This window comes from Piscinibacter defluvii (assembly GCF_004011805.1).
Lineage (GTDB): Bacteria > Pseudomonadota > Gammaproteobacteria > Burkholderiales > Burkholderiaceae_C > Piscinibacter > Piscinibacter defluvii.
In genome coordinates this window covers 176,900-189,732 of the sequence record NZ_RCHJ01000016.1, presented here as the reverse complement: position 1 = coordinate 189,732, position 12,833 = coordinate 176,900, and the positions used below count along the sequence as shown (strand labels likewise).

11 protein-coding genes are annotated in these 12,833 nt (G+C 70.4%); 10 read left to right on the top strand and 1 reads right to left on the bottom strand.

All coding sequences use genetic code 11. The annotated features are described in order from the left end of the window. Positions 1–5: 5 nt before the first annotated feature. Complete coding sequence (locus D9C15_RS24395) at positions 6–830, top strand: esterase/lipase family protein (protein WP_128001066.1); 825 nt, start codon at positions 6–8, stop codon at positions 828–830. Further along, positions 830–1,714: an alpha/beta fold hydrolase gene (locus D9C15_RS24390; protein ID WP_128001065.1), complete on the top strand. Its 885-nt coding sequence runs from the start codon at positions 830–832 to the stop codon at positions 1,712–1,714. The genes D9C15_RS24395 and D9C15_RS24390 overlap by 1 nt, the downstream gene beginning before the upstream one ends. A gap of 26 nt (positions 1,715–1,740) precedes the next feature. On the opposite strand, the gene D9C15_RS24385 is transcribed toward D9C15_RS24390, so the two are convergent. After that, the gene (locus D9C15_RS24385) at positions 1,741–2,214 is read right to left on the bottom strand and encodes an Lrp/AsnC family transcriptional regulator (RefSeq protein ID WP_128001064.1); all 474 of its coding nucleotides are present in this window, start codon (positions 2,212–2,214) and stop codon (positions 1,741–1,743) included. 164 nt (positions 2,215–2,378) lie between these two features. On the opposite strand from D9C15_RS24385, the gene D9C15_RS24380 reads away from it, so the two are divergent. The 8 genes from D9C15_RS24380 (at position 2,379) to D9C15_RS33515 (ending at position 12,832) form a co-directional block, all read left to right on the top strand. After that, complete coding sequence (locus D9C15_RS24380; RefSeq protein WP_128001063.1) at positions 2,379–3,341, top strand: ABC transporter substrate-binding protein; 963 nt, start codon at positions 2,379–2,381, stop codon at positions 3,339–3,341. 24 nt (positions 3,342–3,365) lie between these two features. Next, entirely contained in the window at positions 3,366–4,295 is a 930-nt protein-coding gene (locus tag D9C15_RS24375) for an ABC transporter permease (protein WP_128001062.1), read from the top strand. Next, positions 4,295–5,089, top strand: coding sequence for an ABC transporter ATP-binding protein (locus D9C15_RS24370; RefSeq protein ID WP_128001061.1), 795 nt, complete (start codon positions 4,295–4,297; stop codon positions 5,087–5,089). Before D9C15_RS24375 ends, D9C15_RS24370 begins: the two co-directional genes overlap by 1 nt. Before the next feature lie 24 nt (positions 5,090–5,113). After that, on the top strand, positions 5,114–6,343 hold the full coding sequence (locus D9C15_RS24365) for a Glu/Leu/Phe/Val dehydrogenase dimerization domain-containing protein (RefSeq protein ID WP_128001060.1): 1,230 nt from the start codon (positions 5,114–5,116) through the stop codon (positions 6,341–6,343). Positions 6,344–6,355: 12 nt separating this feature from the next. Continuing rightward, positions 6,356–7,432 carry a 4-hydroxyphenylpyruvate dioxygenase gene (hppD, locus tag D9C15_RS24360; RefSeq protein WP_128001059.1) on the top strand — a complete coding sequence of 359 codons (1,077 nt, stop codon included), beginning with the start codon at positions 6,356–6,358 and terminating at the stop codon, positions 7,430–7,432. Beyond that, on the top strand, positions 7,429–7,965 hold the full coding sequence (locus tag D9C15_RS24355) for a VOC family protein (RefSeq protein WP_128001058.1): 537 nt from the start codon (positions 7,429–7,431) through the stop codon (positions 7,963–7,965). Before hppD ends, D9C15_RS24355 begins: the two co-directional genes overlap by 4 nt. Further along, entirely contained in the window at positions 7,962–9,230 is a 1,269-nt protein-coding gene (fahA, locus tag D9C15_RS24350) for a fumarylacetoacetase (RefSeq protein ID WP_128001057.1), read from the top strand. Before D9C15_RS24355 ends, fahA begins: the two co-directional genes overlap by 4 nt. Before the next feature lie 125 nt (positions 9,231–9,355). Further along, entirely contained in the window at positions 9,356–12,832 is a 3,477-nt protein-coding gene (locus D9C15_RS33515) for a beta strand repeat-containing protein (RefSeq protein WP_164886837.1), read from the top strand. The last annotated feature ends 1 nt before the right edge of the window (position 12,833 follow it).

Sequence of the window (12,833 nt, the reverse complement as noted above, 5' to 3'; positions counted from 1 at the left end):
GCCGCATGCCGACGAAGTTTCGCCGCGCACCGCGCAAGCCACCCGACCCGCGGGACCACCAGACTCTTCACGCCGAGGAGCTGCGCGCGCCGCACCTGCTGCTGATGGCCCTCGAGGGCCGCGCGCCCTGGGAGTACGCGGCGATGCTGGCCGCCACACCCTGGCTGCGCCGCCTGCCGCGCGGCGACGGCCACCCGGTGCTGGTGTTCCCGGGCCTGGGCGCCAACGACTTCACCACCGGGCCGCTGCGCCGCTTCCTGGACGAGCTCGGCTACACCACCCACCCTTGGGGCCAGGGCTTCAACTTCGGCCCGCGCAACGGCGTGCTGCAGCGCAGCCATGCCGACGTGCGCGCGCTGTTCGCGAAGCACGCACGTCCGGTCAGCCTGATCGGCTGGAGCCTGGGCGGCCTGTATGCCCGCGAGCTGGCCAAGGAACTGCCCGACCATGTGCGCTGCGTGATCACGCTGGGCACGCCCTTCACGGGCCACCCGCGCGCCACCAACGCCTGGCGCTTCTTCGAGCTGGTCAGCGGGCAGACGGTGAACGACCCCGAGCTGATCGCCCAGCTGCGCCAGGATCCGCCGGTGCCCACCACCTCGATCTGGTCGCGCACCGACGGCATCGTGTCCTGGCGCTGCAGCGTGGTGACGCCCGCGCCGCAGGCCGAGAACATCGAGGTGCACGCCAGCCATGTCGGCATGGGCATGAACCCGCTCGCGCTGTACGCGATCGCCGACCGACTCGCGCAGCCGCCGGGGCAGTGGAAGCCGTTCGAGCCGCACGGCGGGCGGCGCTGGTTCTACCGCGGCGGGCATCCGGCCGACTGATGCAGATCTCCGCCAACGGTGTCGCCCTCGAGGTGGAGGACCACGGGCCGGCGAGCGGCCCGCCGCTGCTGCTGATCATGGGCCTGGGCATGCAGCTGCTGGGCTGGCCCGATGGCTTCGTCGGCCAGCTGGTGGCGCGCGGCCTGCGCGTGATCCGCTTCGACAACCGCGACATCGGCCTGTCGCAGCGCTTCGACCACCTGGGCGTGCCCAACCTGGCCCTCGATGCCTTCCGGCATTTCACCGGGATGCGCGTGCACGCGCCCTACACCCTGGCCGACCTGGCCGACGACAGCGCCGCGCTGATCGAGGCGCTGGGCCTGGACAGCGCGCATGTGTGCGGCGCCTCGATGGGCGGCATGGTGGCGCAGCACCTGGCGGTGCGGCATCCGAAACGCGTGCGCAGCCTGACGCTCATGATGACCACCAGCGGCGCGCGCCGGCTGCCGCAGCCGCACTGGAAGCTGCAGGCCGCGATGCTCTCGCGCCCGCAGAACCCGCGCGAGTTCGACAACCTGATGGCGCATTTCACGCGCATCGCGCGGCTGATCGGCAGCCCGGGCTACCCGGCCGAGGAGCACGAGCTGCGCGAGCGCCTGGCGCGTTCGCTGAAGCGCTCGTACCGCCCGGCGGCGGTGGCGCGCCAGCTGGTCGCGATCGCCGCGGACGGCGACCGCAGCGCGTTGCTACCGCGCATCCAGGCGCCGACGCAGATCATCCACGGCCTGCAGGACCCGCTCGTGCCCGTCGAGGCGGGGCGCGACCTGGCGCGGCGCATCGCCGGCGCGCAGATCGACCTGATCGAGGGCATGGGGCACGACCTGCCCGAGCAGCTCTGGCCGCGCTTCGTGGACGACATCCTGAAGGCCGCCGCCCGCGCCTGATCAGGCCGGCAGCGGCAAGGCGCGGGTCATGAAGGCAGCGGCAAGGCGCTGGTGCACTTGATCTCGTCCATGCACACGCTCGAGCGCACGGCGGCCACGCCGGGCAGGCGCATCAGCGTGTCCATCAGGAAGCGCGACAGCGCAGGCAGGTCGCGCGCCACCACCTTCAGCACGTAGTCGAAGTCGCCGGTCACCGAGTAGCACTCCTGCACCTCGGCCAGCGTGGCGAGCTGGTCCTTGAACTTCTGCAGCTCGCGCACGTGGCTGCGCTCCATCGAGACGTGGATGAAGGCGGTGACGGTCAGGCCGAGCCGCGCGCCGTTCAGCCGCGTCTCGTAGCGGCCGATGAAACCCGCCTCCTCGAGCCGGCGGTGCCGGCGCAGGCACTGCGCGGGCGAGAGGCTGGCCGCCTGGGCCAGCTCGAGGTTGCTGGCGCGCGCATGGCCCTGCAGGTGGTCGAGGATGCGGCGGTCGATTCGATCCAGATCAAGGTCGTACAAGTTTGTCTCCTCGCAATCGCTTCCAGTGCAACGGGATTTCGCGATTGTGGGTTCACCCGGCAATCCAACGCAATGCAATTGCGCCCCCGCGCTTCTAAAGTTTCGCTTGTCCGCACACCCGTGGCGGACCCCAGATTCACGGATCCCACGAGGAGACTTTCCCGATGCAACATTGTTTCGTCCGCGGCAGCCTGGCCGCCCTGGTTCTTGCATTCGCCGGTGCCGCGCTGGCTGCCGACAAGACCGTCGCGCTGACGGCCATCGTCGAGCACCCCGCGCTGGACGCGGCCCGCGACGGCGTGAAGGACGAGCTGAAGGCCGCCGGCTACGAAGCCGGCAAGAACCTGAAGTTCGAGTACCAGAGCGCGCAGGGCAACACCGGCACCGCGGCGCAGATCGCGCGCAAGTACGTCGGGCAGAAGCCGGACGTGATCGTCGCCATCGCCACGCCGTCGGCGCAGGCGGTGGTCTCGGCGACCAAGACCATCCCCGTGGTCTACAGCGCCGTCACCGACCCGGTGGCTGCCAAGCTCGTGAAGACCTGGGACGCCTCGGGCAGCAACGTCACCGGCGTGTCCGACCTCTCGCCGCTCGCGAAGCACCTCGAGCTGATCAAGAAGGTCGTGCCCGCCGCCAAGCGCGTCGGCGTGATCTACAGCCCGGGCGAGGCGAACTCGGTGGCCATCGTCGAGGCGCTGAAGAAGGCCACGGCCGACGCCGGCCTGACGCTGGTCGAAGCCGCCGCGCCGCGCACGGTGGACGTGTCCGGCGCCGCGCAGAGCCTGGTCGGCAAGGCCGACGTGATCTACGCGCCGACCGACAACAACGTGATGTCCGCGCTCGAGGCGGTCGTGAAGGTCGCGCAGCAGGCGAAGCTGCCGCTGGTCGCAGCCGACACCGAGGCCGTCAAGCGCGGCGCGGTTGCGGCGCTCGGCCTGAACTACTACGACCTCGGCCGCCAGACCGGCAAGGTGGTGGTGCGCGTGCTCAAGGGCGAGGCGCCCGGCGCGATCCCGTCGCAGGTGAGCCAGACCTTCGAGCTGCACGTCAACCCGGCGGCGGCGCAGAAGCAGGGCGTGACGCTCTCCGACGAGCTGGTCAAGACGGCCAAGGTCGTCGTCAAGTAAGCCGCGCACGCCAGGAGGCTCGTCATGTCGCTCATCGCGTCGCTCGGCGCGCTCGAGATCGGGCTGATCTTCGGATTGGTCGCGCTCGGGGTGCTGCTCTCGTTTCGCATCGTCAATTTCCCCGACCTCACGGTCGACGGCAGCTTCCCGCTCGGCGGCGCGGTCGCCGCGACGCTGATCGTGGCGGGCTGGAACCCGTTCGCGGCCACGGCGCTGGCCGTGCTCGCGGGCGCGGGCGCCGGGGCGCTGACGGCCTTCCTCAACGTGCGGCTGAAGATCATGCAGCTGCTCGCGAGCATCCTGGTGATGATCGCGCTGTACTCGGTGAACCTGCGCGTGATGGGCAAGCCCAACGTCGCGCTGATCAGCGAGCCGACGGTGTTCGCCGCCTTCGAGGGCCTGGCCCTGCCGGAGGAGTGGCTCAAGCCGCTGGTGCTGATCGTGATCGTGCTGGCCGCCAAGCTGCTGCTGGACCTGTTCTTCGCCTCCGAGGCGGGCCTGGCGATGCGCGCCACCGGCGGCAACCCGCGCATGGCGCGGGCGCAGGGCATCTCGACTGACGCGCAGACCATCCTCGGCCTGGCGCTCTCGAACGCGCTCGTGGCGCTGGCCGGCGCGCTCTTCGCCCAGTCGCAGGGCGGGGCGGACATCTCGATGGGCGTGGGCACCATCGTCATCGGCCTGGCCGCCGTGATCATCGGCGAGACGCTGCTGCCCACGCGCTACCTGGTGATCACCACGCTCGCCTGCGTGCTCGGCGCGGTGCTGTACCGCTTCTTCATCGCCGCCGCGCTGAACACCGACAGCCTGGGCCTGCAGGCGCAGGACCTGAACCTCGTCACCGCCGTGCTGGTTGCCCTGGCGCTGCTGGTGCCCGCGTGGAAACGCAAGCTGCTGGCCGGGCTGCCGAAGCGCCGCGCCGTCGCCATGCCCGTGCAGAAGGAGGCCCGCTGATGCTGCGCGCCCGCCAACTCGAGATGACCTTCAACCCGGGCACCCCGATCGAGAACCGCGTGCTGCGCGGCCTCGACCTGGAGATCCCGACCGGCCAGTTCGTCACCGTGATCGGCTCCAACGGCGCCGGCAAGTCGACCTTCCTGAACGCCGTCAGCGGCGACCTGATCGTCGACGCCGGCACGATCGAGATCGACGGCCGCGACGTGACCCGCGTCCCCGCGGCGCAGCGCGCCGGGCTCGTCGCCCGCGTGTTCCAGGACCCGATGGCCGGCACCTGCGAGAGCCTGACGATCGAGGAGAACATGGCGCTGGCCTGGCGCCGCGGCGAGGGCCGCGGCCTGCGCTTCAGCGTCGACAAGGCAACGCGCGAGCTGTTCCGCGACAAGCTGGCCATGCTCCGGCTCGGCCTGGAGAACCGGCTGGCCGACCGCATCGGCCTGCTGTCCGGCGGCCAGCGCCAGGCGGTGAGCCTGCTGATGGCCTCGCTCAAGCCTTCGCGCATCCTGCTGCTGGACGAGCACACCGCGGCGCTGGACCCGAAGACCGCCGCCTTCGTGCTGGAGCTGACCGCGCGCATCGTCGAGGGCGCGAAGCTGACCGCGATGATGGTCACGCACTCGATGCGCCAGGCGCTGGACTTCGGCAGCCGCACCGTAATGCTGCACGAGGGCCGCGTGATCCTCGACGTGGCCGGCCCGCAGCGGCGCGGCATGAGCGTCGAGGACCTGCTGCACATGTTCGAGAAGACCCGCGGCGAAGTGCTGGACGACGACAAGCTCCTGCTCGCCTGAACCGAATCGATTGACGAGAATCCGATGAAAGAACTGCTGACCCGTTTCGAAGCCCAGGCCCCCGAGATCGTGTTCGAATGGCACGACAGCGAAACGCCCGCGAAGGGCTGGGTGGTGATCAACTCGCTGCGTGGCGGCGCCGCCGGCGGCGGCACGCGCATGCGCAAGGGGCTGGACCGCCGCGAGGTGGAATCGCTCGCCAAGACCATGGAAGTGAAGTTCTCCGTCTCCGGCCCGGCCATCGGCGGTGCCAAGTCGGGCATCGACTTCGACCCGGCCGACCCGCGCAAGGACGGCGTGCTGCGCCGCTGGTACAAGGCCGTCACGCCGCTGCTCAAGACCTACTACGGCACCGGCGGCGACCTGAACGTCGACGAGGTGCACGAGGTGATCCCGATCACCGAGAGCTACGGCCTGTGGCACCCGCAGGAGGGCGTGGTCAACGGCCACTTCCAGCCCAGCGAGAGCGAGCGCATCCAGAAGGTCGGCCAGCTGCGCCTGGGCGTGGCCAAGGTCGTCGAGGACCCGCGTTACACGCCTGATCAGCACAGGAAGTACCTGGTGGCCGACCTGATCACCGGCTGGGGCGTGGCCGAATCGGTGCGCCACTGCTACCGGCTCTACGGCGGCGCGCTCGCCGGCAAGCGGGTCATCGTCCAGGGCTGGGGCAACGTCGGCTCGGCCGCGGCCTACTACCTGGCGCAGGAAGGCGCCAGGATCGTCGGCATCGTCGACCGCGACGGGGGCCTGCTGAACGCCGAAGGCTTCTCCTTCGACGAGGTGCGCGCGCTGTTCCTCGCCAAGCAGGGCAACCGGCTGCACGCGCCGGACCTGCTGAGCGCGGCCGAGGTGCAGCAGCGCGTGTGGGACATCGGTGCCGAGGTCTTCCTGCCCTGCGCCGCCTCGCGCCTGGTGACGCGCGAGCAGGTCGAGCGGCTGGTGGCCGGCGGGCTGGAGGTCGTCTCCAGCGGTGCCAACGTGCCGTTCGCCGACCACGAGATCTTCTACGGCCCGACCTACGAACACGCCGACCGCCAGGTGGCCGTGATCCCTGACTTCATCGCCAACTGCGGCATGGCGCGTGCCTTCGCCTTCCTGATGCAGCGCGAGCCGGAGATGTCCGACGAGGCCATCTTCGGCGACGTTTCTGCCACCATCGCGTCTGCGCTGCAGCGCTGCCATGCCCGCTCGGGCGCGCCGCGCGGCATCGCCAGCACCGCCTTCGAGATCGCCCTCGACCAACTCGTGCGCTGAAAGGAACCCACCATGGCTGACCTGTTCGACAACCCGATGGGCCTCGCCGGCTTCGAGTTCGTGGAGTTCGCCTCGCCGACGCCCGGCGTGCTCGAGCCGCTGTTCGAGAAGATGGGCTTCGAGCTGGTGGCGCGCCACCGCTCCAAGCAGGTGCTGCTGTACCGGCAGGGCGAGATCAACTTCGTCGTCAACAACGAGCCGCGCAGCCAGGCGGCCTACTTCGCCGCCGAGCATGGGCCGAGCGCCTGCGGCCTGGCCTTCCGGGTGCGCGACGCCCACCAGGCCTACGCCCGCGCGCTCGAGCTCGGCGCGCAGCCGATCGACATCCCGACCGGGCCGATGGAGCTGCGCCTGCCGGCCATCAAGGGCATCGGCGGGGCGCCGCTGTACCTGATCGACCGCTACGAGAGCGGCCGCTCGATCTACGACATCGACTTCGAATGGGTCGGCGGGGCGGAGCGCCACCCGGTGGGCCACGGCCTGAAGCTGATCGACCACCTGACGCACAACGTCTACCGCGGCCGCATGGGCTACTGGGCGGCGTTCTACGAGAAGCTGTTCAACTTCCGCGAGATCCGCTACTTCGACATCCAGGGCGAGTACACCGGACTGACCAGCAAGGCGATGACCGCGCCGGACGGCAAGATCCGCATCCCGCTGAACGAGGAATCCAAGAAGGGCAGCGGCCAGATCGAGGAATTCCTGATGCAGTTCAACGGGGAGGGCATCCAGCATGTCGCGCTGCTGACCGACGACATCTTCAAGACGGTCGATGCGCTGCAGCTGGCCGGCATCCCGCTGATGAGCGCGCCCAACGACGTCTACTACGAGATGCTCGACGAGCGCCTGCCCGGCCACGGCCAGGCGGCGAAGGAGCTGCAGACCCGCGGCATCCTGCTCGACGGAACCACGGCCGGCGGCAAGCCGCGCCTGCTGCTGCAGATCTTCTCCGGCACGCTGCTCGGCCCGGTGTTCTTCGAGTTCATCCAGCGCCAGGGCGACGAGGGTTTCGGGGAAGGCAACTTCCGCGCCCTGTTCGAATCCATCGAGCGCGACCAGATCCGCCGTGGCGTGCTGGAGACCGCATGAAGATCGAGAAGATCCACCACGTGGCGTACCGCTGCAAGGACGCCAAGGAAACCGTCGAGTGGTACGGCAGGATGCTGAAGATGGACTTCGTGCTCGCCATCGCCGAGGACCTGGTGCCCTCGACCAAGGAGCCGGACCCGTACATGCACGTGTTCCTCGACGCCGGCGGCGGCAACGTGCTGGCCTTCTTCGAGCTGCCGACCAGGCCGCCGATGGGGCGCGACCCGAACACGCCGGAGTGGGTGCAGCACATCGCCTTCCGCGTGAAGGACCGCGCCGAGCTGCTCGAGTTCAAGGCCCACCTGGAGGCCAACGGGGTGAACGTGCTGGGTGTCACCGACCATGGCGCCTTCCACTCGATCTACTTCTTCGACCCGAACGGCCACCGCGTCGAACTGGCCTGCCCGGATCCGGACGAGGCGGCGATGCTCGAGCGCATGGACGAGGTGAAGTGGAAGATGCTCGAGGACTGGAGCAAGACCAAGCGCGCGCCCAAGCACGCCGCGTTCATCCACCAGCGGGAGTTCTCGTGAGGCTCGACGAGACGCATGACCCGGCGCTGCGCAGCTGGGTCGACGGGGCCAACGACGAGTCGAATGACTTCCCGGTGCAGAACCTGCCGTTCGGCCGGTTCCGGCGCGATGCGGCCGAGCCCTGGCGCCTGGGCGTGGCGATCGGCGACCGCGTGCTCGACCTGGCCGCTGCCGGCCTGGTCGACCACGCCGACATGAACCGCCTGATGGCCGAGGGCCCGGCCTACCGCCGCGCGTTGCGCAGCGCGCTGAGCCTCGGCCTGCGCCACGGCAGCCACGAACGGGCGCGCTTCGCCGAGGCGCTGGTGGCGGCGGACCAGGTCGAGCTGGGCGTGCCCTGCACGATCGGCGACTACACGGACTTCTACACCGGCATCCACCACGCCACGACGGTGGGCTCGCTGTTCCGGCCCGACAACCCGCTGCTGCCCAACTACAAGTGGGTGCCGATCGGCTACCACGGCCGGGGCTCCTCGATCGTCGCCAGCGGCACCCCGTTCCGCCGGCCCCTGGGCCAGCTGAAGGCCGCCGATGCCGAGGCCCCGGTGCTCGCGCCGAGCGCGCGGCTCGACTACGAGCTCGAGCTCGGCGTCTGGGTCGGCGGCGGCAATGCGCTGGGCGAGCCGGTGGACATCACCGGGGCCGAGGACCAGGTGTTCGGCCTCGGCCTGCTGAACGACTGGAGTTCGCGCGACGTGCAGGCCTGGGAGTACCAGCCGCTCGGGCCGTTTCTCTCGAAGAGCTTCGCCACCACGGTGTCGCCCTGGATCGTCACGCTCGAGGCGCTGGCGCCGTTCCGCGCGCCCTTTGTGCGGCCGGCGGGTGATCCGCAGCCCTTGCCCTACCTGGACGCACCGGCCGTTCGCGAGGCCGGCATGTTCGACATCCAGCTCGAGGTCTGGCTGCAGACCGCGGCGATGCGCGAGGCCGGCCGCGCACCCGAGCGGCTGAGCGTCTCGAATTTCCGCGACGCCTACTGGGCCGTGGCCCAGCTCGTCGCGCACCACACCGTCAACGGCTGCAACCTCGCCGCGGGCGACCTGCTCGGCAGCGGCACGATCTCCGGGCCGGCGCCGGAGCAGGGCGGTTCGCTGCTCGAGCTGACGAAGGGCGGCAAGCAGCCGATCACGCTTGCGAGCGGCGACCAGCGCAGTTTCCTCGAGGACGGCGACACGGTGTTCCTCAAGGCCTTCTGCGAGCGCCCCGGCGCCTGCCGCATCGGCTTCGGCGAGTGCCGCGGCACGGTGCTGCCCACGCGCGCCTGACACCCCGGCGGGCCGGCGCGCCCGCCGGCACCCCCCATCGGTACCCCGCTTGAGTCGGCGCAACGAGCCGCCTCGGCGTGTGCGTGATGCTGTGGCCAGCATCACCGGAGCACCGAGGGGATCTCATGAGCGTCTACCTGTACAGCCAGCTGCCGAGCGGCCTGACCCTCAACTGGCGACCCGAGCTCGACCTGCTGCGCTTCGACGACCCGGCGTTGTCGGCGGCCAGCCTGAACGTCGGGCGCAGCGCCGACGGGCGCAGCATCGTCATCACCGATGCGCTCGGCAAGACCATCACCCTGGCGAACGCGGCGCTGCACCAGTTCGACCTGTCCCACCTGGTGTTCGCCGACGGCTCGCGGCTGCTGACGCCCTCGTTGGACAACAGCTTCAGTGCCGACCTGCTGGGCGGCAGCGGCAACGACCTGCTGCTCGGCGCGGCGCCCGCGCAGGGCCTCGCGCTGGCCTCGATCAGCACCACTGGCCAGGCGGCCAACAGCGGGTCGACCTACGCCTCGATGTCCGGGGACGGCCGCCTGGTGGCCTTCTTCTCGACGGCCACCAACCTGGTCGGTTCGGACACCAACTTCGCCAACGACATCTTCGTCAGGGACCTGGTGAGCGGGCAGACCATCCGCGTCTCGACCAATTCGGCGGGCGTGGAGGCCAATGGCGGTTCCAGCGAGGCCAGCCTGTCGATGAACGGGCGCTACGTCGTCTTCTACAGCATCGCGACCAACCTGGTGAGCGGGGACACGAACGGGGTCGGCGACGTGTTCGTCAAGGATCTGCAGACCGGGCAGACCACCCGCGCGTCGACCGGCTTGGCCGGCGAGGAGGCGAACGGCAGTTGCTTCGACACGACGATCTCCGCCGACGGCCACTTCGTGCTGTTCACCAGCAGCGCGAGCAGCCTGGTGGCCGGCGACGGGAACGGCACCAACGACGTGTTCCTGAAAGACCTGCAGACCGGCAGCATGACGCTGCTGTCGCGCAGCAACGCCGCCGTGGGCGATCTGGCGTCCGGCAACGCCGCGATCTCGGCCGATGGCCGCGTGGTCGCGTTCGACAGCGCCGCGACCAACCTGATCGCGGGCGACACCAACGGCGTCGGCGACATCTTCGTGCGCAACCTGGTCACCGGATCGCTGCAGCGCGCCTCGACCGACGCGGCGGGCCTGCAGGGCAACGGCACGAGCCTCAATGCGTCGCTCTCGGCCGACGGCCGCTACGTCTGCTTCGAGAGCAGCGCGAACAACCTGGTGGCCGGCGACACCAACGGCAGCTCCGACGTGTTCGTCAAGGACCTGGTCAGCGGCGCCGTCACCCTCGTCTCGCAGCGCGCCGACGGCACGCTCGGGTCCAGCTTCTCGGGCAACGCGACCCTCTCCGCCGACGGCCGCTACGTCGCCTTCTACAGCGCGGCCGGCAACCTGGTCGACACCGACCACAACGGCTGGTACGACGTGTTCGTCAAGGACCTGCGCACCGGCGACATCGAGCGCCTGGGCGTGGCGCCGGACGGCAGCTCCGGCACGCCGACGATCATGACCTTCAGCTGGCACCCGGAGTTCTCGGCCGACGGCTCGACCATCAGCTTCACCTCCCCCTCGCGCAGCCTGCTGCCGGGCGACCCGACCAACGGCGTGCAGGTCTACACCGTGGCGAACCCGCTGTTCGGCGCCACGCTGGCCGGCGGCGCGGGCAACGACGTCTACCAGGTGCAGCGCAGCGGCGACGTGATCGTCGAGGCGGCCGGCGCGGGCGTGGACACCGTGCGCAGCTCGGTCAGCCTGCGGCTCGCGGACAACGTCGAGAACCTCGTGCTGACCGGCAGCGCCTCGATCGATGCCACCGGCAACAGCGGCGCCAACGTGCTGAGCGGCAACGCCGGCGACAACCGGCTCGACGGGCAGGGCGGCGCCGACACCGCCTCCTACTCGGGGGCGGCGGGGGCGGTGGTCGTCGACCTGGACAACGGCGATGCGCAGGACACCGGCGGAGCGGGCGTCGACACGCTGGTGTCGATCGAGCACCTGGTCGGCAGCACCTTCGGCGACACCCTGCTCGGCAACGCCGCGGCGAACCGGCTCGACGGTGGCGCCGGGGACGACCTGCTGATCGGTGCCGCCGGCAACGACACCTACACCGTCGACCACGGTGACGACCAGATCGTCGAGGCGGGCGGCGGCGGCACGGACACCGTGCGCAGCAGCGTCAGCTGGACGCTGGGAGCCGAGCTGGAGAACCTGACGCTGCTCGGCACGGCGAACCTGAACGCCACCGGCAACGCCGTCGGCAACGTGCTGACCGGCAACCGCGGCAACAACGTGCTCAGCGGTGGCGGCGGCGTCGACACGGCGAGCTACGCCGGCGCGCTGGCCGGCGTCAAGGTGGGCCTCGACAAGACCGGCCCGCAGAGCACCGGCGGTGCCGGTGTCGACACGCTGGTCTCGATCGAGAACCTGACCGGCAGCGGCCGTGCGGACACCCTGCACGGCAACGGCGGCACCAACGTGCTCGACGGCGGCGACGGCACCGACACGCTGAGCTACGCGCGTGCCGCGGGCGCCGTCACCGTGAGCCTGGCCACGGAGGCGGCCCAGGCCACCGGCGGTGCCGGCACCGACACCGTGCTGCAGTTCGAGAACCTGACGGGCAGCGCCTTCGACGACCTGCTGACCGGCAGCGTCGGCGGCAACCTGATCGATGGCGGGCTCGGCGCCGACACGATGCGCGGCGGCGCGGGCAACGACAGCTACGTCGTGCAGGACGCAGGCGACCGGACGATCGAAGCCGCGGGCAACGGCACCGACACGGTGCTCTCCGGCATCAACTGGACCCTGGCCGCCGACGTGGAGAACCTGACGCTGACCGGCAGCGCCAACATCAACGGCACGGGCAACACCCAGGCCAACCTGCTGACGGGCAACACCGGCGCCAACGTGCTCGACGGCAGCGGTGGCACCGACACGGTCAGCTATGCCGCGATGACCGGTTCGGTCACCGTGAACCTCGCCACCGGCCTGGCCACCGGCGCGGGCGGCAGCGATTCGCTGATCTCGATCGAGAACGCCGTCGGCGGTGCGGGGGACGACGCGTTGAGCGGGAACGTGGGCGCGAACGTGCTGACCGGCGGCGCCGGCGCCGACACGCTGGCGGGTGCGGGTGGTGCCGACCTGTTCGTCTTCAACAGCCTGGCCGGCGCCGACACGGTCACCGATCTGGCGAGCGGCAGCGACCGCGTGCGCATCAGCCAGTCCGGGCTGCGCATCGGCGATGGCGACAGCGTCGTCGAGGGCGGGGCAGTCGTGGCCGGGCCGGGCGGCTTCACGTCCGCCGCGGAGTTGGTCATCGTCACCAACGACATCGCGGGGGCCATCACCACGAGCGCGGCCGCGGCGGCGATCGGCAACGCCGTCGGCAACTACGCCTTCGGTGCGACCGCCTTGTTCGTGGTCGACAACGGCAGCGACACGGCGCTGTACCGCTTCAGCTCCAGCGCGGCGGACAACCATGTGTCCGCCAGCGAGCTGAGCCTGGTGGCCACGCTGAGCGGCACGGCGAGCACGACGCTGGCGGACTACCTGTTCGGCGCCTGAG